Origin of the sequence: Cellulomonas dongxiuzhuiae, assembly GCF_018623035.1 — a bacterium.
In the GTDB taxonomy this organism is placed as follows: Bacteria; Actinomycetota; Actinomycetes; order Actinomycetales; family Cellulomonadaceae; genus Cellulomonas; species Cellulomonas dongxiuzhuiae.
The window spans coordinates 3,561,711-3,579,806 of sequence record NZ_CP076023.1; the positions used below are offsets into that span (position 1 = coordinate 3,561,711).

The 18,096-nt window shown below is 73.7% G+C and carries 16 protein-coding genes; 9 read left to right on the forward strand and 7 right to left on the reverse strand.

Annotated elements, in window-relative coordinates; all coding sequences use genetic code 11:
• The first annotated feature begins 11 nt into the window (after positions 1–11).
• Positions 12–1,730: a cation:proton antiporter gene (locus KKR89_RS16095; protein ID WP_208196328.1), complete on the forward strand. Its 1,719-nt coding sequence runs from the start codon at positions 12–14 to the stop codon at positions 1,728–1,730.
• A 12-nt stretch (positions 1,731–1,742) separates the two neighbouring features.
• Here KKR89_RS16095 and KKR89_RS16100 read toward each other — a convergent pair whose 3' ends face one another.
• Both KKR89_RS16100 and KKR89_RS16105 read right to left on the reverse strand, forming a co-directional pair.
• Positions 1,743–2,066, reverse strand: coding sequence for a hypothetical protein (locus tag KKR89_RS16100; protein WP_208196329.1), 324 nt, complete (start codon positions 2,064–2,066; stop codon positions 1,743–1,745).
• A 126-nt stretch (positions 2,067–2,192) separates the two neighbouring features.
• The gene (locus KKR89_RS16105) at positions 2,193–4,559 is read right to left on the reverse strand and encodes an ATP-binding cassette domain-containing protein (protein WP_208196330.1); all 2,367 of its coding nucleotides are present in this window, start codon (positions 4,557–4,559) and stop codon (positions 2,193–2,195) included.
• A gap of 135 nt (positions 4,560–4,694) precedes the next feature.
• Here KKR89_RS16105 and KKR89_RS16110 point away from each other — a divergent pair, with 135 nt between their 5' ends.
• Complete coding sequence (locus KKR89_RS16110) at positions 4,695–6,827, forward strand: SpoIIE family protein phosphatase (protein WP_208196331.1); 2,133 nt, start codon at positions 4,695–4,697, stop codon at positions 6,825–6,827.
• 61 nt (positions 6,828–6,888) lie between these two features.
• On the forward strand, positions 6,889–7,821 hold the full coding sequence (locus KKR89_RS16115; RefSeq protein WP_208196415.1) for a VOC family protein: 933 nt from the start codon (positions 6,889–6,891) through the stop codon (positions 7,819–7,821).
• 21 nt (positions 7,822–7,842) lie between these two features.
• Here KKR89_RS16115 and KKR89_RS16120 read toward each other — a convergent pair whose 3' ends face one another.
• Together KKR89_RS16120 and KKR89_RS16125 are read right to left on the reverse strand one after the other, a co-directional pair.
• Positions 7,843–8,373, reverse strand: coding sequence for a GNAT family N-acetyltransferase (locus KKR89_RS16120; protein WP_208196332.1), 531 nt, complete (start codon positions 8,371–8,373; stop codon positions 7,843–7,845).
• Between the two features lie 20 nt (positions 8,374–8,393).
• Entirely contained in the window at positions 8,394–9,005 is a 612-nt protein-coding gene (locus KKR89_RS16125; RefSeq protein WP_208196333.1) for a TetR/AcrR family transcriptional regulator, read from the reverse strand.
• 64 nt (positions 9,006–9,069) lie between these two features.
• Here KKR89_RS16125 and KKR89_RS16130 point away from each other — a divergent pair, with 64 nt between their 5' ends.
• On the forward strand, positions 9,070–9,492 hold the full coding sequence (locus tag KKR89_RS16130; RefSeq protein ID WP_208196334.1) for an organic hydroperoxide resistance protein: 423 nt from the start codon (positions 9,070–9,072) through the stop codon (positions 9,490–9,492).
• Positions 9,493–9,519: 27 nt separating this feature from the next.
• Here the strand turns inward: KKR89_RS16130 and KKR89_RS16135 are convergent, their stop codons facing one another.
• Positions 9,520–10,029, reverse strand: a complete 510-nt coding sequence (locus KKR89_RS16135; RefSeq protein WP_208196335.1) for a Fur family transcriptional regulator — start codon at positions 10,027–10,029, stop codon at positions 9,520–9,522.
• Between the two features lie 182 nt (positions 10,030–10,211).
• Between KKR89_RS16135 and KKR89_RS16140 the strand changes: the two genes are divergently transcribed.
• Positions 10,212–11,345 carry a Nickel transporter NicT gene (locus KKR89_RS16140; RefSeq protein WP_243882651.1) on the forward strand — a complete coding sequence of 378 codons (1,134 nt, stop codon included), beginning with the start codon at positions 10,212–10,214 and terminating at the stop codon, positions 11,343–11,345.
• Positions 11,346–11,413: 68 nt separating this feature from the next.
• Here KKR89_RS16140 and KKR89_RS16145 read toward each other — a convergent pair whose 3' ends face one another.
• Positions 11,414–12,391: a bile acid:sodium symporter family protein gene (locus KKR89_RS16145; RefSeq protein ID WP_208196336.1), complete on the reverse strand. Its 978-nt coding sequence runs from the start codon at positions 12,389–12,391 to the stop codon at positions 11,414–11,416.
• A 379-nt stretch (positions 12,392–12,770) separates the two neighbouring features.
• On the opposite strand from KKR89_RS16145, the gene KKR89_RS16150 reads away from it, so the two are divergent.
• The 3 genes from KKR89_RS16150 to KKR89_RS16160 all read left to right on the forward strand — a co-directional run bounded on the left by KKR89_RS16150 (position 12,771) and on the right by KKR89_RS16160 (position 15,396).
• Positions 12,771–13,217, forward strand: coding sequence for a hypothetical protein (locus KKR89_RS16150; RefSeq protein WP_243882652.1), 447 nt, complete (start codon positions 12,771–12,773; stop codon positions 13,215–13,217).
• 108 nt (positions 13,218–13,325) lie between these two features.
• Positions 13,326–14,366 carry a 5'-3' exonuclease gene (locus KKR89_RS16155; RefSeq protein WP_208196337.1) on the forward strand — a complete coding sequence of 347 codons (1,041 nt, stop codon included), beginning with the start codon at positions 13,326–13,328 and terminating at the stop codon, positions 14,364–14,366.
• 94 nt (positions 14,367–14,460) lie between these two features.
• A complete protein-coding gene (locus KKR89_RS16160) occupies positions 14,461–15,396 on the forward strand; it encodes an aldo/keto reductase (RefSeq protein WP_208196338.1) in 936 nt (311 codons plus the stop codon).
• Between the two features lie 227 nt (positions 15,397–15,623).
• Here KKR89_RS16160 and KKR89_RS16165 read toward each other — a convergent pair whose 3' ends face one another.
• Complete coding sequence (locus tag KKR89_RS16165) at positions 15,624–16,304, reverse strand: TetR/AcrR family transcriptional regulator (RefSeq protein ID WP_208196339.1); 681 nt, start codon at positions 16,302–16,304, stop codon at positions 15,624–15,626.
• A 118-nt stretch (positions 16,305–16,422) separates the two neighbouring features.
• Here KKR89_RS16165 and KKR89_RS16170 point away from each other — a divergent pair, with 118 nt between their 5' ends.
• On the forward strand, positions 16,423–17,904 hold the full coding sequence (locus KKR89_RS16170) for an MDR family MFS transporter (RefSeq protein WP_208196340.1): 1,482 nt from the start codon (positions 16,423–16,425) through the stop codon (positions 17,902–17,904).
• The last annotated feature ends 192 nt before the right edge of the window (positions 17,905–18,096 follow it).

The window sequence follows — 18,096 nt, forward strand, 5'->3', positions numbered from 1 at the left end:
CGAGGTGATGCATGGACCCGGTGGTGTTCGCCGTCCTGGTGGTGCTGGTGATCGTCGCCGTGACGTCGTTCGCACCGCGGGTCGGGGTCGCCGCACCACTGCTGCTCGTGCTCATCGGGATGAGCGTGAGCCTGCTGCCGTTCGTGCCGCCGATCGAGGTCGAGCCCGAGCTGATCCTCGCGGTCGTGCTGCCGCCCCTGCTGTACTCGTCGGCCACCAACATGCCGACCATGGACTTCCGGCGGGACTTCCGGACGATCTCCGCGTTCTCCGTCGTGCTGGTGGGGGTGTCGGCGGTCGTCGTCGGGTTCGTCCTGGAGCGGCTGGTGCCGGGGATCGGACTGGCGACCGGCATCGCCGTCGGCGCCGTCGTCAGCCCGACCGACGCGGTCGCGACGTCCGTCGTCCGCAAGGCCGGCGTCTCGCCGCGCATCGTCACCGTCCTGGAGGGCGAGTCGCTGCTCAACGACGCGTCCGCGCTGGTGCTGCTGCGCTCCGCGATCGTCGCGACGGCCGGCACCGTGTCGCTGTGGGGCGTCGCCGGTGACTTCGTGTACGCCGTGGTCGTGGCGGTCGTCGTCGGGTACGCCGTGGGACGCCTGCACGTCTGGGCCCGCGGCCACCTGAGCCAGACCACCTCGAACGTCGCGCTGTCCTTCGTCGTGCCGTTCGTCGCGTTCCTGCCCGCGGAGCACCTGGGCGCGTCGGGCCTGGTCGCGGCGGTGACGGCGGGGCTCGTCACCGGGTCGGCCGCCCCGCGGGCGCTGCGGGCCCGCGACCGCGTCACCGAGCACGCCGTGTGGCGCACGATCGAGCTGCTGCTCGAGGGCGCCGTGTTCCTCGTCATGGGTCTCGAGGTGTTCGCCCTCATGGAGGACGTCGAGCACGCGCACGGCAGCGTGTGGACGGCCCTCGGGCTCGGTGCGGTCACCGCGACGCTCGTCGTCGCGCTGCGCTCCGTGTTCGTCGCGTGGTCCGTGTGGGAGCTCGCGCGCCGGGCCGACCGCAACCCGCAGGTCCGGGACTGGCTGACGCACGCGCAGGCGCGCCTGGACGCGGGCGAGACGGTGACGCCGCCGCCGGGCAGGCGGCGGCGCCGCGCGGCCGCGCGGGGCAGCGACGCCGGCAGGCTCGTGCGCCGGCGCATCGCCGACATCGACTACCTGGCGGCGGAGCGGTTCGGTCCGCGTGAGGGGGTCGTGCTGGTCTGGGCGGGCATGCGTGGTGTCGTGACGCTGGCCGCGGCGCAGTCGCTGCCGTCGGACACCCCGCAGCGGTCGCTGCTGGTCCTGGTGGCGTTCGTCGTCGCGGCCGGCACGCTCGTCGTCCAGGGCGCCACGCTGCCGTGGGTCGTGCGGCGGCTGGAGCTGACCGGTCGCGAGGAGGACGACCGCGAGGCGCTCGCCGCGCTGCGCGCCGAGCTGCGGCGGGCCGCCGTCGAACGCCTCGACGACCCGCGCCTGCGGCAGCCCGACGGCACCCCGTACCCGCCGTCCGCCGTGGAGCAGGTGCGCGAGCGCGTGGTCGCGCCCGACGCCGCGGCCGACGAGGACGCCGAGCCGGCCACGCGCGACCGCGCCACCGACCTGCGGCTGCAGCTGCTCGTCCTGCAGGCGCAGCGTGCGGAGCTGCTGCGCCTGCGCGATCTCGGCACGTACCCGTCGGCGGCGCTGCAGCGGGCGCTGACGGAGCTCGACGCCGTGCAGATCGGGCTCGAGCTGCGGTCGTGACCGGGCTCGGGGTCAGGCGCCCGGGCGGGGCAGGTCGGCGAGCCACCCCCGCACGCTCGCCTCGGCGCCGTGCAGGAGCTCGACCACGGCCGCCTGCGCGGCCGGGTCCGTGTGCAGCAGCCCGACGACGACGCCGACGGCCGCCGACGTCGTCAGCAGGGCGAGCGCCACGTCGCGGACGACGTGCCCGCGGCGCGCGGTGCCGTGCCGTGCCACGGACGCGCGGCCGCCGGAGCGCGTGTGCTGCGGCGGGCGGACCCACTCGGGGTCACGCGCGTGGTGCGCGGTCGCACGCCGGGGACGACCCTGTCCGCGGCGGTCGACGATGGTCGCCATCTGCGCAAACTAGACAGATCGCCCACGCACCGCACCCCTCGCACGGCGCGTCGGCGGCAGACTCACCTGGACGAGTGACCTGATCGGGTCCTGGCCCGTCCTCCGCCGCCGGAGCGCCCGGCGGCGTCAGGCGCCGACGTACTGCGCCAGGTGCTGCCCGGTGAGCGTCGAGCGGTCCGCGACCAGGTCGGTGGGCGTGCCCTCGAAGACCACGCGTCCACCGTCGTGCCCCGCGCCGGGGCCCAGGTCGATGATCCAGTCCGCGTGGGCCATGACGGCCTGGTGGTGCTCGATCACGATGACGGACTTGCCCGCGTCGACCAGCCGGTCGAGCAGCCCGAGGAGGTTCTCGACGTCGGCCAGGTGCAGGCCGGTGGTCGGCTCGTCCAGCACGTAGACGCCGCCCTTGTCGCCCAGGTGCGTCGCCAGCTTGAGGCGCTGGCGCTCACCGCCGGACAGCGTCGTGAGCGGCTGGCCGAGCGTGACGTACCCCAGCCCGACGTCGACGAGGCGCTGCAGGATCGCGTGCGCCGCGGGGATGCGCGACTCACCGGCGGAGAAGAACTCCTCCGCCACCGTGGCGGGCATCGCGAGCACCTCGCTGATGTCCCGCCCGCCGAGCCGGTACTCCAGCACCTCGGCCAGGAAGCGACGGCCCTCGCAGACCTCGCACGTGCTGGAGACGCCGGCCATCATGCCGAGGTCGGTGTAGACGACGCCCGCGCCGTTGCAGACGGGGCACGCGCCCTCCGAGTTGGCGCTGAACAGCGCGGGCTTCACGCCGTTGGCCTTGGCGAACGCCTTGCGGATCGGCTCGAGCAGCCCGGTGTACGTCGCGGGGTTGGAACGCCGCGAGCCGCGGATCGCGCCCTGGTCGATCGCGACCACGCCGTCGCGCCCCGCGACGGACCCGTGGATCAGCGAGCTCTTGCCCGACCCGGCCACGCCGGTGACGACGACGAGCACGCCGAGCGGCACGTCCACGTCGACGTCCCTCAGGTTGTGCGTGGCCGCGCCACGGATCTCGAGCACCCCGGTGGCCGGCCGGACGGCGGGCTTGAGCGCCGCGCGGTCGTCGAGGTGGCGCCCCGTGAGGGTGCCGCTGCGCCGCAGGCCCTCCACCGTCCCCTCGAACACCACGTGACCGCCGTCGGTGCCCGCGCCGGGCCCGAGGTCGACGACGTGGTCGGCGATCGCGATGGCCTCCGGCTTGTGCTCGACGACGAGCACCGTGTTGCCCTTGTCCCGCAGCCGCAGCAGCAGGTCGTTCATGCGGGCGATGTCGTGCGGGTGCAGGCCCACGGTCGGCTCGTCGAAGACGTAGGTGATGTCGGTGAGCGAGGACCCGAGGTGCCGGATCATCTTGGTGCGCTGCGCCTCGCCGCCGGACAGCGTGCCGGACGGGCGGTCGAGCGACAGGTACCCCAGCCCGATCTCGACGAACGAGTCGAGGCTCTCGCGCAGCGCCCCGAGCAGCGGCGCGACCGACGGCTCGTCGAGCTGCCGCACCCACGCGGCGAGGTCGGTGATCTGCATCGCGCACACGTCGGCGATGTTCACCCCGCCGATGCGCGACGCGCGGGCCCCCTCGTTGAGGCGCGTGCCGCCGCACTCGGGGCACGTCTGGAACGTGATCGCGCGCTCGACGAACGCGCGGATGTGCGGCTGCATCGCGTCGACGTCCTTGGCGAGGAACGACTTCTGGATCTTGGGGATCAGGCCCTCGTAGGTGACGTTGATGCCCTCGACCTTGATCCTGGTCGGCTCCTTGTACAGGAGTGCGTGCAGCTCTTTGTCGGTGAAGTCCCGGATCGGCTTGCCGGCGTCGAAGAACCCCGACGAGCGGAAGATGCGGCCGTACCAGCCGTCCATCGTGTACCCGGGGACGGTCAGCGCGCCCTCCTCGAGCGACTTCGCGTCGTCGTACAGCGCCGTGAGGTCGAAGTCGTTGACCTTGCCCATGCCCTCGCAGCGGGCGCACATGCCGCCGATCTGCTCGAACGAGACCTTCTGCGCGCGCTTGTGACCCTGCTCGACGGAGATCGCGCCGCTGGCACGGACGGTCGGCACGTTGAACGAGTAGGCCTGCGGGGAGCCGATGTGCGGGTCGCCGAGACGGCTGAACAGGATCCGCAGCATCGCGTTGGCGTCGGTCACGGTGCCGACCGTCGAGCGCGAGTTGGCGCCCATGCGCTCCTGGTCGACGATGATCGCGGTGGTCAGGCCCTCGAGGACGTCGACGTCGGGGCGCGCGAGGGTCGGCATGAAGCCCTGCACGAAGGCGCTGTAGGTCTCGTTGATGAGCCGCTGCGACTCCGCCGCGACGGTGCCGAACACCAGCGAGCTCTTGCCCGACCCGGAGACGCCCGTGAAGACGGTGAGCCGCCGCTTGGGGAGGTCGACGCTGACGTCCTGCAGGTTGTTCTCCCGCGCGCCGTGCACGCGGATGAGGTCGTGGGTGTCGGCGCGGGCTCCGGGCATGGGGGTGCTCATGTGTCCTCCGTGACGGTGCGGGCGCCCTCAGCGTAGGACCGGCGTGCGACACGCGCCCCGCCCCGCGCCTCGCCTCGCCGTGCCCCGCCACGCATGGCACGCTCCGGGGACAGAGCCCCGAGGTGAGGAGACCACGTGCCGGCATCGGCGGACGACGCGACCAGCGAACCGCGGCCCGTCGACGCGCACGACGCACGCCTGTCGCTGCTCGACTCTGCCGCCCAGGCGGCCGGCCTGGGCACGTTCCAGTGGGACCTGACCACGGGCGCGCTGCACTGGGACGCGACGCTCCTCGAGGTCTTCGGCTACGACGAGGGCTCGTTCCCCGGCACGATCGACGCGTTCGACGCCCGGCTGCACCCGGGGGACGCCGCCCTCGTCGCGGCCGCGCTGGAGACCGCGATCTCGACGTGCGGTGTGTACGAGGCCGAGTTCCGCGTCGTGCAGCGAGACGGCTCGACGCGCTGGCTGGCGGCACGGGGACGCGCACTGGCGGGTCCGTCGGGGCGCGCGGAGCACCTCATCGGCGTGACGACCGACACCACTGCGTTGCGCGAGCGGGACCTGCACGTCCAGCAGATCCTCGAGGACATGTCGACCGGCTACTTCTGGCTCGACGCGGACTGGCGCTTCGGCTACGTCAACGCGGAGGCGGAGCTCATCCTGGCCCGCACGCGCGCCGACCTGCTGGGCGGCGTCATCTGGGAGCTGTTCCCCGCCGCCGTGGGCGCCGCGTTCGAGGAGCACTACCGCGCGGTCGCGCGCACCGGCGCACCGCAGGTGTTCGACGCCTACTACCCTGCGCCGCTGGACGCCTGGTACGAGGTCCGCGCGATCCCCGAGCGGGGCGGCGTGGCCGTCTACTTCACGGACGTCACCGCGCGCCGGCGGGCCCTGGCCCTCGCCGAGGAGGGACGCGCCCGCTCCGACCTCCTCGCCGCGGTCGCGGCCGAGCTGGCCGATGCCGTCGACCCGGTCCGGGCCCTCGACGCCGTGCTGCCGCACCTCGTGCCCGGCGTCGCCGACTTCGCCATCGCGAGCCTTCTCGACGACGGGCCCGGGCCGTGGCGCACGCGCCTGCGCGACGTGTCCGCGCGGCACGCCGACCCGGACCTGCAGCCGGTCCTCGACGAGTACCGGTCGCTGCGGGTGCCCGCGCTGACCCGCACGTCGCTCGTCGCGGAGGTGCTCACGACGTCGCGTCCCGTGGTCCGGTACGGCGCGACGTCGCTCGACGACATCGTGGAGCCCGGTCCCGTGCGCGACCTGCTCGACCGGCTCGCACCCGAGACGCTCATGGTCCTGCCGCTGCGGGGGCGGGGCCGCACGCGCGGCGTCGTGACGCTGGCGCGCGGCGCGGGACGCGGGGGGTTCACGGACGCCGACGTGAAGGCGATGCGCGAGGTGACCGCCCAGATGGGCCTCGCGCTGGACAACGCCCACCTGCACTCGGCGCGCCGGGACCTGACCGAGGAGCTGCAGCGCAGCCTGCTCACCGAGCTGCCCGAGCCGGACCACCTGCACCTGGTCGCCCGGTACGTGCCGGCGTCGACGGGTACCCAGATCGGTGGTGACTGGTACGACGCGTTCCTGCTGCGGGACGGCTGCACGTGCCTGGTCATCGGTGACGTCACGGGCCACGACCTGCAGGCGGCCGTGAAGATGGCGCAGATCCGCAACGTCCTGCGGGGTGGCGCGCACGCGGTCGTGCAGCCGCCCGCGGCGATCCTGTCGGCGTACGACTGGGCCGCGCGTGACCTCCTCATCGGCGCGTTCAGCACCGCGATCCTCGCGCGGATCGAGCAGCCGGCCGAGCTGGTGCCGCAGGGTGCGCGGCTGCTGCGCTGGTCCAACGCCGGGCACCTGCCGCCGCTGCTGCTGCAGCCGGACGGGCGCGCGGAGCTGCTGTGGCGTCCGACCGACCTGCTGCTGGGCGTGCGCGCGCACACCGTGCGGCACGACCACACGGAGCTCCTGCTGCCCGGTGCCACGCTGCTGCTGTACACCGACGGCCTGGTCGAGAGCCGTGGTGAGCGCCTCCAGGTCAGCCTCGAGCGGTTGCGCGCGTGCGCCGAGCGCCACGCCCACCTGCCGCTGGAGGAGTTCTGCGACGCGGTCGTCGCCGAGCTCGCGCCCTCGAACGACGACGACGTGGCGCTGCTGGCCGTGCGGGCGTACCCCCAGGACGAGCCGCGACCGCCGGAGGCCGGTCCCCGGTACGTCCCGGCGGACGACGACGAGGCACCGACGGACCACCGGTTTGGTTGACGATTGAAGTAATCCGCCGTAACCTTCGGTTGTCACGACAACTAGAGGTCCGGAGATGACGATGCCCACGCCGACCACGCCCGCCGCCCCCGTCGAGGAGGCCGTCCTCGCGCCCGCCACGGCGATGGACGCCGTCACGCTGCACGTGGGCGACCTCGAGGGGATGTCGACGTACTACGCGAACGCCATCGCGATGGAGCCCCTGGAGGAGCGCAGCCGCGGGCGCCAGGTGCACCGCGTGCTCGGGCGTGGCACCACACCCCTGCTGCGGCTCGTCCACACCCCCGACCTCCCCACCGTCGACCCGCGCCAGGCCGGCCTGTTCCACACCGCGTTCCTCTTCGACGACGCCACCAGCCTGTCGGCCACCGTCTACCGCGCCGCGCAGGACCCGCGCAGCAGGTTCGTCGGGTCGAGCGACCACCTCGTCTCCGAGGCCTTCTACTTCACCGACCCCGAGGGCAACGGCATCGAGCTGTACACCGACCGGGACCGGGACCTGTGGCTGCACCGCGACGGCAACCTCGTCATGGGCACCGAGTACCTCGACCCGAACGCGTACCTGCGCACGCACCTGTCGCAGGAGGCCGTCGACGCCGGGCCCGCGCTCGCCGGGCGGGTCGGCCACGTGCACCTGCAGGTCGGGGACATCGCGGCGGCGGAGTCGTTCTACCTCGACGCCCTGGGCTTCGAGGCCACCGTGCGCGGCTACCCCGGTGCGCTGTTCGCGTCGGCGGGCGGCTACCACCACCACGTCGCGATGAACACGTGGAACAGCAGGGGCGCGGGCCCGCGCGCCTCGACGCTCGGCCTCGGGGACGTCGCGGTGACGGTCCCCGGACGCGAGGACCTCGACGCGCTCGCGGCCCGCCTGCGCGCCCGCGGCCTGACGTTCGCCGACGACGGCCGCGCGATCACGCTGCGCGACCCGTGGGACACCCAGGTCACGGTCTCGGTGCCGGGCACCACCACGGCGGACCTGCTCGCGCGCTGAGGCCCGCGCCGACCTGCGTCGTCAGAGCCGCCTCTCGAGCAGGACGACGTCGAGCCACGTGCCGGCGAGCGGGCCGTGCGTCATGAGCCCCAGCCGTTCGCGCGTGCCGACGACCCGGAACCCCGCGGCGGCGTGCAGCGCCAGGCTCGCGACGTTCTGCGGGAAGACGCCGCCCTGCACCGTCCAGAGGCCGCCGTCGCGCGCCGACGCGAGCAGGCGCTCGAGCAGGACGCGCCCGACGCCGCGGCCGCGGGCGGCCGGTGCGACGTAGACGGAGTGCTCCACGACGCCCGCGTACACCCGGCGTCGCGACACCGGCGAGACGGCGACCCAGCCGACGACGTCGCCGCCGTCCAGCGCGACGAAGCGGTGCTCGGGCAGGTGCCCGGCGTCGAACTCGTCCCAGGCCGGCGGCTGCGACTCGAACGTCGCCAGGCCGGTGGCGATGCCGGCGGCGTGGACGTCCAGGACCGCGGGCGCGTGCGCGGGGCGCATCGGGACGACGCGCAGCGCCCCGGCCGTCGACGTCACCGGGTGCGGGTCGGGCGGCATGGACCCATGATGCGCGATCCTCAGCGGCTGCGGACGAGGTCCTCGACGGCGTCGCGCAGCGTCGCCCGGGCCGCGTCGGCGTCGTCGAGGTAGCCCGCGACCATGGCGCCGTCGCGCAGGGCCGTCCAGCGACGCCCGCCCTCCTGCGGGTCGGGGTGGCCGCCGAGCCGCAGGGCCCGCGTGGCCGCGTCCTGCAGCCAGTCCCGGTGCGCGCGCACGACGCGCCGCACCGGGCTGGCCGGGTCCGGGAACTCGGCGGCGGCGTTGATGAACGGGCAGCCGCGGAAGCCGGGCCGGCACAGCTCGTCGGCGACGCGCAGCGTCATGCCGGTGAGCCACTCCCGCGCGGCGGCGGCGTCCTGCGGGACGTCGCCGACGGCCGCGCGCACGGCACGGTCGGTCGCGTCGAGGTACGCGACGACCAGCGCCTCCTTGCCCGGGAAGTGCCGGTAGAACGTCGCGCGCGTGACGCCGGCCTCGGCGATGACGCGGTCCACGCCGACCGCCCGCACGCCGTCGGCGTAGAAGAGCTCGGCCGCGGTGCGCAGCAGCCGGGCACGGGCGGCCGACGGCCCGCGCGCCCCGACGGCGTGCTGCGTCGCACCGGCGCCCTGCGCGTCAGCGGTTGACATCCCGGCCTCCCGGCGGTGAGGTGAGCAGTAAAGAGAACGAACGTTCTGTCTTGGAGGCTATCCCATGCCCGCTCTGTACACCGCCGTCGCCACCGCCACGGGCGAGGGCCGCGAGGGCCACACGCGCAGCTCCGACGGCCTCGTCGACGTCGACCTCGCCGTCCCGCGCGAGATGGGTGGCCCCGGCGGCGCCACCAACCCCGAGCAGCTGTTCGCCGCCGGGTACGCGGCGTGCTTCCACAGCGCGCTGAAGTCCGTGGCCCGGCGCGACAAGGTGACCTTCACCGACTCCGCGGTCACCGCCGAGGTCGGCATCGGCCCCACGGACGGCGGCGGCTTCGGGCTCGAGATCACGCTGCGCGTCGAGCTCGGCGGCGTCGACCAGGCGACGGCCGAGCGTCTCGTCGAGGCCGCGCACCAGGTGTGCCCCTACTCGAACGCGACCCGCGGCAACGTCCCCGTCACGCTGGAGACGGTGACGGCCTGAGGCACCCGGCGACCACCGGGCGGGCGCTCAGCGCGCGGGACCGCCCGGCGGGTCGACCGTCACGCACGCCGCGCACAGCCCCGACAGCGCGACGTGCGTCGGCTCGACGGTGAACCCGTCGCGGTCCAGCACGGCGCTGGCGACGCCGTCGAGCAGGTCGGGCGGCAGGTCCTGGACCACGCCGCACCGGCGGCACTCGGCGTGCAGGTGCTCCCGCCCCCCGTGCGCCAGGTGGTACGCCGTGCCGGTGCGCCGCACGTGCACGTGCTGGACGACCCCGAGGTCCGCGAGCGCGTCGAGCGTCCGGTAGACCGTGGCGCGGTGCACCCCCGCGTCCAGGGCCGCCACCCGGCCGACGACCTCCTCCGCGCCGAGGTGCGCGCCGTCGCCCACCAGGACCGTCAGCACGGCCCGCCGCGCGCGGGTCATGCGCTCACCCCGCGCCCGCAGCAGCACGCCGACGCGCTCGATCGTGGTCGCCGGGTCCGCGGCCACCGCCACCGCCGCCGCCGGCCGGCGGACCACCTCGCTCGTCATCGATCAGTCCCACCCCTCACGACGACTGACGGACGGCCGTCCGCTGCACGGTGGTTCCACTCTAGGACGGGGGGTCTGCCGGGTGTCGCCCGTTCTGGTGCAGTTACGACCCTGTCGCAGTAGCGTGGCGAGCGGCGCACGCACCTGATGCCTTCGGGTGCGACGCGTCCGGGGGGAGCGCCATGACAGCGACGTCCGGCACACGCACAGGGACCGTCCGCGGCCGGGGCCGCCTGACCAGGGGCGAGTGGGCGTCGATCTCCGTGATGGCGGCGGTCGTGCTCGCGCTCACCGTCGTCGGCTGGGGCGTGCTCGTCCTGGTCGTCGCGCCCGCGCAGTACCAGGTCGACTCGACCACGGTGTTCGGCGTCGGGCTGGGGCTGACCGCGTACACCCTGGGCATGCGGCACGCCTTCGACGCCGACCACATCGCCGCGATCGACAACACCACGCGCAAGCTCATGACCGACGGGCAGCGGCCCGTGTCCGTCGGCTTCTGGTTCTCGCTCGGGCACTCGAGCATCGTGTTCCTGCTGTGCGTGCTGCTCGCGCTCGGCGTGCGCGCGCTGGCGGGGCAGGTCGAGGACGAGTCGTCGACGCTGCAGCAGACCACCGGCATGATCGGCATCTCGGTGTCCGCGGTGTTCCTGCTCGTCATCGGCGTGGTCAACCTCGTGGTGCTGCGCCAGATCCTGCGGGTCTTCCGGGACATGCGCGGCGGCGCGTACGACGAGGCGACGCTCGAGCAGCACCTGGCCAACCGCGGCCTGATGAACCGCATCCTGTCGGGCGCGACGAAGGCCGTCCGCAAGCCGTGGCACATGTACCCCGTGGGCCTGCTCTTCGGCCTGGGGTTCGACACCGCCACCGAGGTCTCGCTGCTCGTGCTCGCCGGCGGCGCCGCGGCGTTCGAGCTGCCCTGGTACGCGATCCTCACGCTGCCCGTGCTGTTCGCCGCGGGGATGACGCTACTCGACTCGATCGACGGCTGCTTCATGAACTTCGCCTACGGGTGGGCGTTCTCGCAGCCCGTGCGCAAGGTCTACTACAACCTCACGGTGACGGGGCTGTCGGTCGCGGTGGCGCTGCTCATCGGGGGCATCGAGGTGCTGTCCGTCGTCACCGAGAAGCTGGGCCTGGAGTCCGGTCCCGTCGCGTGGGTCGGTGGTCTCGACCTCGGCTACGTGGGCTTCCTCGTGGTCGGGCTGTTCGTCGCGACGTGGGCCGTCTCGCTCGCGGTGTGGCGCTTCGGGCGCGTCGAGGAGCGCTGGACCGCGCACCTGCGACCCGCACCCGCGACCACCGAGCGCGACTGAGGGACGGCGTCACCCCGCCGTGCCGACCGCACCGTCGGGCTCGAAGCGGTGGTGCGCCGGCCGCACCGTCAGGGGGTGTCGGGCACCGCCGCGGCCAGCCGCCGGGCCAGGACCGCGCACACCACGATCTGCAGCTGGTGGAACGCGATCACCGGCAGCGCGACGCTCGCCGCGACGGCCGGGGCGAACAGCACCGCCGCCATCGGCAGCCCGGTCGCCGCCGACTTCTTCGACCCGCACATCAGCAGCGCGATGCGGTCGCCGCGGTCCAGCCCGAGCCGCCCGCCGCCCCACCACGTCAGCCCGAGCATCGCGGCGAGCACGACGCCGCACACGACCAGCAGCGCCACGAGGGTCCCCACCGTCAGGTCGTCCCAGGCGCCCTCGGACTGCGCCTCGCTGACCGCGGTGAACACGACCAGCAGGATCGTCGCGCGGTCGGTGACCTTGGTGAGCCGGCCGTGCCGTCGCAGCCACGCACCGATCCAGGGCTGCACGCACTGGCCGACCACGAACGGGAGCAGCAGCTGCAGCAGGATGCCGCCCACCGCACCGCCGTCGAGCCCCGCGCCCGTGGCACCCAGCAGCACCGCGACGAGCAGCGGCGTCAGCAGCACGCCCAGCACGTTCGAGATCGTCGCGCCCGTGATCGCCCCGGCGACGTTGCCGCGCGCGATCGACGTCATCACCACGGAGGACTGGACGGTCGACGGCAGCACCGACAGGTAGAGCAGGCCGTGGCGCAGCTCGGGGGCGAGCACCGCGTCGGGCAGCAGCTGGACCGCCAGCCCCAGCAGCGGGAAGACCAGGTAGGTCGCCGCGAGCATCGAGCCCTGCAGCCGGAACCGCCGCAGCCCTTCGACGACCTCATGCGTCGGCATCCGGGCGCCGTAGAGGAAGAACAGCAGGACGATCGCACCCGTGCGCACGGTGTCCAGGCCCGCCGCGACCCCGTCGGGGACGGGCACGAGCAGCGCCAGCACCAGGACGCCGAGGATCATCGCGGTGAGCGGGTCGAGCCACCGCAGCCAGGTGGGGGTCCTCATGCGGAGCGACGGGAGCGGAGGCGGGGGCGGAGGCTCACCGGCACATCCTCGCGCACGCGTACACGTCCGCGGCGCCCCGTCACGCCCCTGGGGACGTCCGCTCGCCCATCTGCGTCGGGCACCCGCTCCCACGCCGCGCGCGAGTCGTCCTCGCTCAGGGTGTTGGCGAAGGCGCGGCAGCGCCTCCACCTCGATCTCGAACCCGGGGGGCCGGGTACCGGGGCCCCAGGCGCGTGTCGTGCCAGGTGTGCCCGGTTCGACCGTTGGCGCGACGACTGTCCCGGCACATCGCCCGGGTGTCCAGGGGTCGCGGGCGACGGGTGGGGACGGCCGCGCCGTACAGCCGTCGACGCGCGGGCGCTCGCGCTACCGTCGGTCGATGAGCGGGGACGCACCACCGCACGCCGGGCCGCCGCGGGTCGACGGCGACCGCCACCTGCGCATCGCGCCCGAGGACGTCGTCGACGTGTTCGTCTACGTCGTCGTGCTCAACCTGGCCCAGCAGTACGCGCCGCAGGTCATCACGGAGTCGTTCTCGATGTCGCTGCTGGTCGCGGTGGTCCTCAAGCTCGTGCTGGAGGCCGTGCTCGCGGTGAAGGGCTGGGCGCGGCGCAGGTTCGCCGCCGCGCGGACGCCCGTCGGCAAGGTCGTCGGCGTGCTGACGCTGGCGGTGATCCTGCCCGGCTCGAAGCTCCTGGTGCTCGAGGTCGTCGACGTCGTCTTCGGCGACGCGGTGAGCCTGGGCGGGTTCTTCCTCGTCACGGCCCTGATCCTCGTGCTGCTGCTGGCGCGGCTGGGCGTCCGCAGGCTGCTGGCGTCCACCTGACGAGATGCGTCCGTGGCCCCGGGTCGTGGACGCGGACCACTCCGCCGACGGCCTAGCCTGGGGAGGCACCCGAGAAAGGACCCGGACGGCACCGGCCGCCCGACCCCCATGACGAAGACCCTCCTGGCCGTCGACGGCAACTCCCTGCTCCACCGCTCGTTCCACGCGCTGGCGGGCTCGCAGCTGCGCACTCGCGACGGGCAGGCCACGTGGGCCGTCAAGGGCGCGCTGTCGCAGATCCTCGGTGCCGTCGACCGGGTCGCCGCCGACGCCGTCGTCATCGGGTTCGACGACGCCGCGGGCAACGAGCGCAAGGTCGCCCACCCGCACTACAAGGCGCACCGCACCGAGAAGCACGCCGACCTGGTCACGCAGCTCTCGCTCGCGGTCGACGTCTTCTGGTCCGCCGGCCTGCACGTCGTGATCCCTGACGGCCTGGAGGCCGACGACGTCCTGGCCTCGGCCGCCTCCACGGCGACGGCCGCGGGCTGGCACACCGTGGTCTGCACGTCCGACCGCGACGCGTTCGCGCTGGTCACGGAGACGACGTCGGTGCTGCGGATCATCAACGGCGGCGTCGAGGCCTCCCCCGTCCTCAACCCGGAGCGGCTGCGCATCCTGCTCGGCATCGACCCGTGGCAGTACCGCCAGTACGCGGCGATGCGGGGGGACGCGTCGGACAACCTCACCGGCATCCGCGGCATCGGCGAGAAGACCGGCGTCGCGCTGCTCAACGCGTTCGGCTCCGTCGAGGCCGCCTTCGCCGACATCGACACCAACGACGGCGCCCGCGTCGCCGAGGTGCTCGGCAAGGCGTGCGTCAAGAAGCTCGCGGACCCGGACGGGCGTGCGGCGTTCTGGCAGAACGTCGAGCTCATGACGATGCGCACGGACCTGGACCTCGAGACGGACCTCGCCGCCGGGACCGGGCCGGGCCTCCTGCCCCTCGACCCGCAGGCCCTGCACGACGCGCTCGCCAAGGTCGAGCTCCACTCGCTGCAGTGGCTGGCGGCCCGGGTGCTGGCCGGCGCCGCCGCGGACGCGCCCCGCGAGGCCGTGACACGGGCGCCGGCCCCCGCCCGCGAGCCCGCCACCGTCACGGCGGCCGTCGTGGACGCCGAGGACGAGGACGACCTGACGCTGTTCTGAGCGGGGACCCCGACGACACCGCAGGACCTCGTGCCACCCGCAACGCCGCGCTTCCTCGTGTCGTGCGGAGGGCGGTCGCGGTGGAGGATGCAGCATGAAGACCTTCACCCTGCCGGGGACCGACGTCGTCGCTCCCAACGTCGTGCTCGGGCTCATGCGGATCGCCGAGAAGTCGGACGACGAGATCCGTGAGCTCGTGCGCACCGCACGGGACGCGGGCATCGACTTCGTCGACCACGCCGACGTCTACGGCCGCGAGATGCACGAGTGCGAGCGCCGGTTCGCCGACGCCATGGCGCTCACGCCCTCGCAGCGCGACGAGATCACGATCCAGACCAAGTGCGGGATCGTGCGCGAGGGGCCGTACTTCGACTTCTCGTACGAGCACATCATGGCGTCGGTCGAGGCCTCGCTGCAGGCCCTGCGGACCGACCACGTGGACGTCCTGCTGCTGCACCGCCCGGACGCGCTCGTCGAGCCGGACGAGGTCGCGCGGGCGTTCGACGAGCTCGAGGCGGCCGGCAAGGTGCGGGCGTTCGGCGTCTCCAACCACACGCCGCGGCAGATCGAGCTGCTCAAGCGGTCGGTGCGCCAGCCGCTCGTGGCCAACCAGCTCCAGCTGTCGATCACGCACGCGGCGCTCGTCGCCCAGGGCGTCGCCGGGAACATGGTGGCCGAGGACCAGTCCGTCACCCGGGACGGCGGCGGGCTGCTCGACTACTGCCGCCTGAACGACATCACCGTGCAGGCGTGGTCGCCGTTCCAGGCCGGGTTCTTCACGGGCACGTTCCTCGGCTCCCCGGAGTACCCCGAGCTCAACGCCGTCATCGACCGGCTCGCCGCCCAGTACGAGGTGCCGCCGATCGCGATCGCCACGGCGTGGATCACGCGGCACCCCGCGCAGATGCAGGTCGTGCTCGGCACCACGACCCCCGAGCGGGTCGCGGGGGCGGCCCTCGGGTCGGACCTGCCGCTGACCCGGGCCGAGTGGTACGAGCTGTTCCGCGCTGCCGGGCACATCGTCCCCTGACCGCCGGGCCCCGGAGCCCGGTCCGCAACCGTGCGGGCCGGGCGCCGTCGTGCTCCCGTCGGACTGTCCACCCCGGCCGTCCTCGGCCGGGCGGTCCTCCCGGTCGAGGCCGTCGCGGCGCCAGGCTCCGTCGCTCGCTCCACACGGCCGACGCCCACCTGGTGAGCATCGCCCCGGCGGCCTGAGACCGACCTGGCACCTCCTCGACCGACCGGGTCGGTACCGTCCTACCCGCCGGCAGCGCCCGTGAAGTAGTCGACCAGCCCCGAGCGCACCTGCAGGTAGAGCGACCGGCTCGGCACGGTCTCACCGCGCTCGGCGCGGCGTGCCCACTCGTCGTACGCCAGGCGCACCGCGGTGCCGATCGCGGTGACCACGGTGCGGGCGCGCAGCTCGTCGACGTCGGGGTGGTCGCTGGCGTGCAGCACGATGGTGGTGAGCTCCTGCACCTGCTCGGCGTCGCGGGCGAGGGCACGAGCGAGGAGGCCCGGGTCGGTGAGGACGAGCCGGCGGACCCGCAGGACGCGCGCGTGGCTCGCTGCCGGTTCGGCGTCGAAGGCGTCGAAGTGCGCGAGGAACGCCTGCTCGATCGCGCGGACCACGGCGGGACCCCGCTGGTCGACACCGCGCACGCTCGCGACGAGCCGTTCCATCGAGTCGTCGTCGACGAACAGCGCGTTCTCCTTCGTCCCCGCGTGGCGGTAGAAGGTGCGCGGGGCGATGCCCGCGGCGTCGGCGATGGCCTCGACGCTCGTGGCCGGGACGCCCTGGCGCTCGAAGAGGTCGAGTGCGGCGTCGGTGATCGCGCGACGGGTCTCACGGCGGCGGTGCTCGCGCAGGCCGCAGTCGGCGTCCGGGCCGTCGGGGACGCCGTGCGGGCCGCGCTGCGGGTCGTCCACCTCGAGCATCCGTTCATCCTCCCACCCCACGACGATGGTGGCAGTTACTGCCATATACTCGTCGCCCGGACGTCCGCGGTTCCTCAGGAACGCCGCCCGCGACCCCCTCCCCTGACAGAGAGACCTCATGACGCTCGAGCACGACCTGCGGCCCACCCCGCCCTCCACCCCGGACGGGGCCCCCGCGATCCGCACCGGCCCCGTGATCGCGCTGCTCGTGGCCTCCGCGTTCGTCGTCATCCTCAACGAGACGATCATGGGCGTCGCCCTGCCCCGGCTCATGGTCGACCTCGACGTCACCGCCGCGACCGCGCAGTGGCTGACCACCGGCTTCCTGCTGACCATGTCGATCGTCATCCCGTGCACCGGCTACCTGCTGGCCCGGTTCCCGCTGCGGGGACTGTTCTTCACGGCGATGTCGCTGTTCGCCACCGGCACCCTCGTCGCGGCGCTCGCGCCCGGCTTCGAGGTGCTGCTCGCCGGGCGCGTCGTCCAGGCGTCGGGCACGGCGATCATGCTGCCCCTGCTGTTCACCACGGTGCTCAACGTCGTCCCGGCCAGCCACCGCGGCCGCATGATGGGCGTCATCTCCATCGTCATCGCCGTCGCTCCCGCGATCGGCCCGACGGTGGCTGGCGCGATCCTGTCCGCGCTCGACTGGCGCTGGATGTTCTGGCTCGTGCTGCCCATCGCGCTGCTCGCCATCGCGCTCGGCGCCGTGTGGGTGCGCAACGTCACCGAGACGTCGCCGGCGACGTTCGACCCGCTCTCCGCGCTGCTCGCGGCGGCCGGGTTCGGCGGACTCATCTACGGCCTCAGCCTCGTCGGGGAGTCGGCGTCGGGGCACGCGCCCGTGGCGCCCGGCATCCCGGTCGTGGTCGGCGTCGTCGCGCTCGTCGTGTTCGTGTGGCGCCAGCTGGTGCTGCAGCGGACCGACTCCGCCTTCCTCGACCTGCGCACGTTCACCTCGCGGTCCTTCAGCCTCGCCGTCGTGCTCGTCGTCGTCGTGATGTCGGCGCTGTTCGGGTCGCTCATCCTCCTGCCGCTGTACCTGCAGCAGGCGCTCGCGCTCGACACCCTGACCGTCGGCCTGATGATGCTGCCCGGCGGCGTCCTCATGGGCGTCATCGCGCCCGTGGTCGGCGCCCTCTTCGACCGTCACGGGCCGCGGCCGCTGGTCCTGCCCGGCATGGTCGTCGCCGCGGCCGCGCTGTGGGGCATGACGACGTTCGGCATCGACACGCAGATCTGGTGGATCGTGGCCGTGCACATGACCCTCAACCTGGGCCTCGGCTTCGTCTTCACACCCCTGCTGACCTCGGCGCTCGGGTCGCTGCCCCGCTCCCTGTACTCCCACGGCAGCGCCATCACCAGCACGCTGCAGCAGGTCGCCGGCGCCGCCGGCACCGCGCTGTTCGTCACGCTCATGTCGGTCGGGGCCGCCGGTGCAGCTTCCGCGGGTGCCGCACCCGCCCAGGCGATGGCCGTGGGCGTGCACCGCGCGTTCGTCGTCGGCGCGTTCATCGCCAGTGTCGCGGTCGTGCTCACGCTGTTCGTGCGCAAGCCTGCGGAGGTCGAGGGGGAGGCTCCGGTGCTCGTCGGGCACTAGGGCCACAGGGCCGCTGACCCTCTGGGACCGCTCGTCGCGGCGGGCCTGCTGACGCAGCCGCGGCTCCCACCGTCGCCGCAGGCGACACGACGGACCGGTATCGACCCCTTCCTGGAGTCGATGCCGGTCCGTCTCCACGTTCTCAGGAGGCTCAAAGGGTCGACCACCATGCTGCGGGCTCCCGATGTTCAT

Excerpts from the sequence above, each read along its gene's own strand:
- KKR89_RS16095 (WP_208196328.1), top strand. The coding sequence starts at position 12 with ATGGACCCGGTGGTGTTCGCCGTCCTGGTGGTGCTGGTGATCGTCGCC.
- KKR89_RS16100 (WP_208196329.1), bottom strand. The coding sequence starts at position 2,066 with ATGGCGACCATCGTCGACCGCCGCGGACAGGGTCGTCCCCGGCGTGCG.
- KKR89_RS16105 (WP_208196330.1), bottom strand. The coding sequence starts at position 4,559 with ATGAGCACCCCCATGCCCGGAGCCCGCGCCGACACCCACGACCTCATC.
- KKR89_RS16115 (WP_208196415.1), top strand. The coding sequence starts at position 6,889 with ATGCCCACGCCGACCACGCCCGCCGCCCCCGTCGAGGAGGCCGTCCTC.
- KKR89_RS16120 (WP_208196332.1), bottom strand. The coding sequence starts at position 8,373 with ATGCCGCCCGACCCGCACCCGGTGACGTCGACGGCCGGGGCGCTGCGC.
- KKR89_RS16125 (WP_208196333.1), bottom strand. The coding sequence starts at position 9,005 with ATGTCAACCGCTGACGCGCAGGGCGCCGGTGCGACGCAGCACGCCGTC.
- KKR89_RS16130 (WP_208196334.1), top strand. The coding sequence starts at position 9,070 with ATGCCCGCTCTGTACACCGCCGTCGCCACCGCCACGGGCGAGGGCCGC.
- KKR89_RS16135 (WP_208196335.1), bottom strand. The coding sequence starts at position 10,029 with ATGACGAGCGAGGTGGTCCGCCGGCCGGCGGCGGCGGTGGCGGTGGCC.
- KKR89_RS16140 (WP_243882651.1), top strand. The coding sequence starts at position 10,212 with ATGACAGCGACGTCCGGCACACGCACAGGGACCGTCCGCGGCCGGGGC.
- KKR89_RS16145 (WP_208196336.1), bottom strand. The coding sequence starts at position 12,391 with ATGAGGACCCCCACCTGGCTGCGGTGGCTCGACCCGCTCACCGCGATG.
- KKR89_RS16150 (WP_243882652.1), top strand. The coding sequence starts at position 12,771 with ATGAGCGGGGACGCACCACCGCACGCCGGGCCGCCGCGGGTCGACGGC.
- KKR89_RS16155 (WP_208196337.1), top strand. The coding sequence starts at position 13,326 with ATGACGAAGACCCTCCTGGCCGTCGACGGCAACTCCCTGCTCCACCGC.
- KKR89_RS16160 (WP_208196338.1), top strand. The coding sequence starts at position 14,461 with ATGAAGACCTTCACCCTGCCGGGGACCGACGTCGTCGCTCCCAACGTC.
- KKR89_RS16165 (WP_208196339.1), bottom strand. The coding sequence starts at position 16,304 with ATGCTCGAGGTGGACGACCCGCAGCGCGGCCCGCACGGCGTCCCCGAC.
- KKR89_RS16170 (WP_208196340.1), top strand. The coding sequence starts at position 16,423 with ATGACGCTCGAGCACGACCTGCGGCCCACCCCGCCCTCCACCCCGGAC.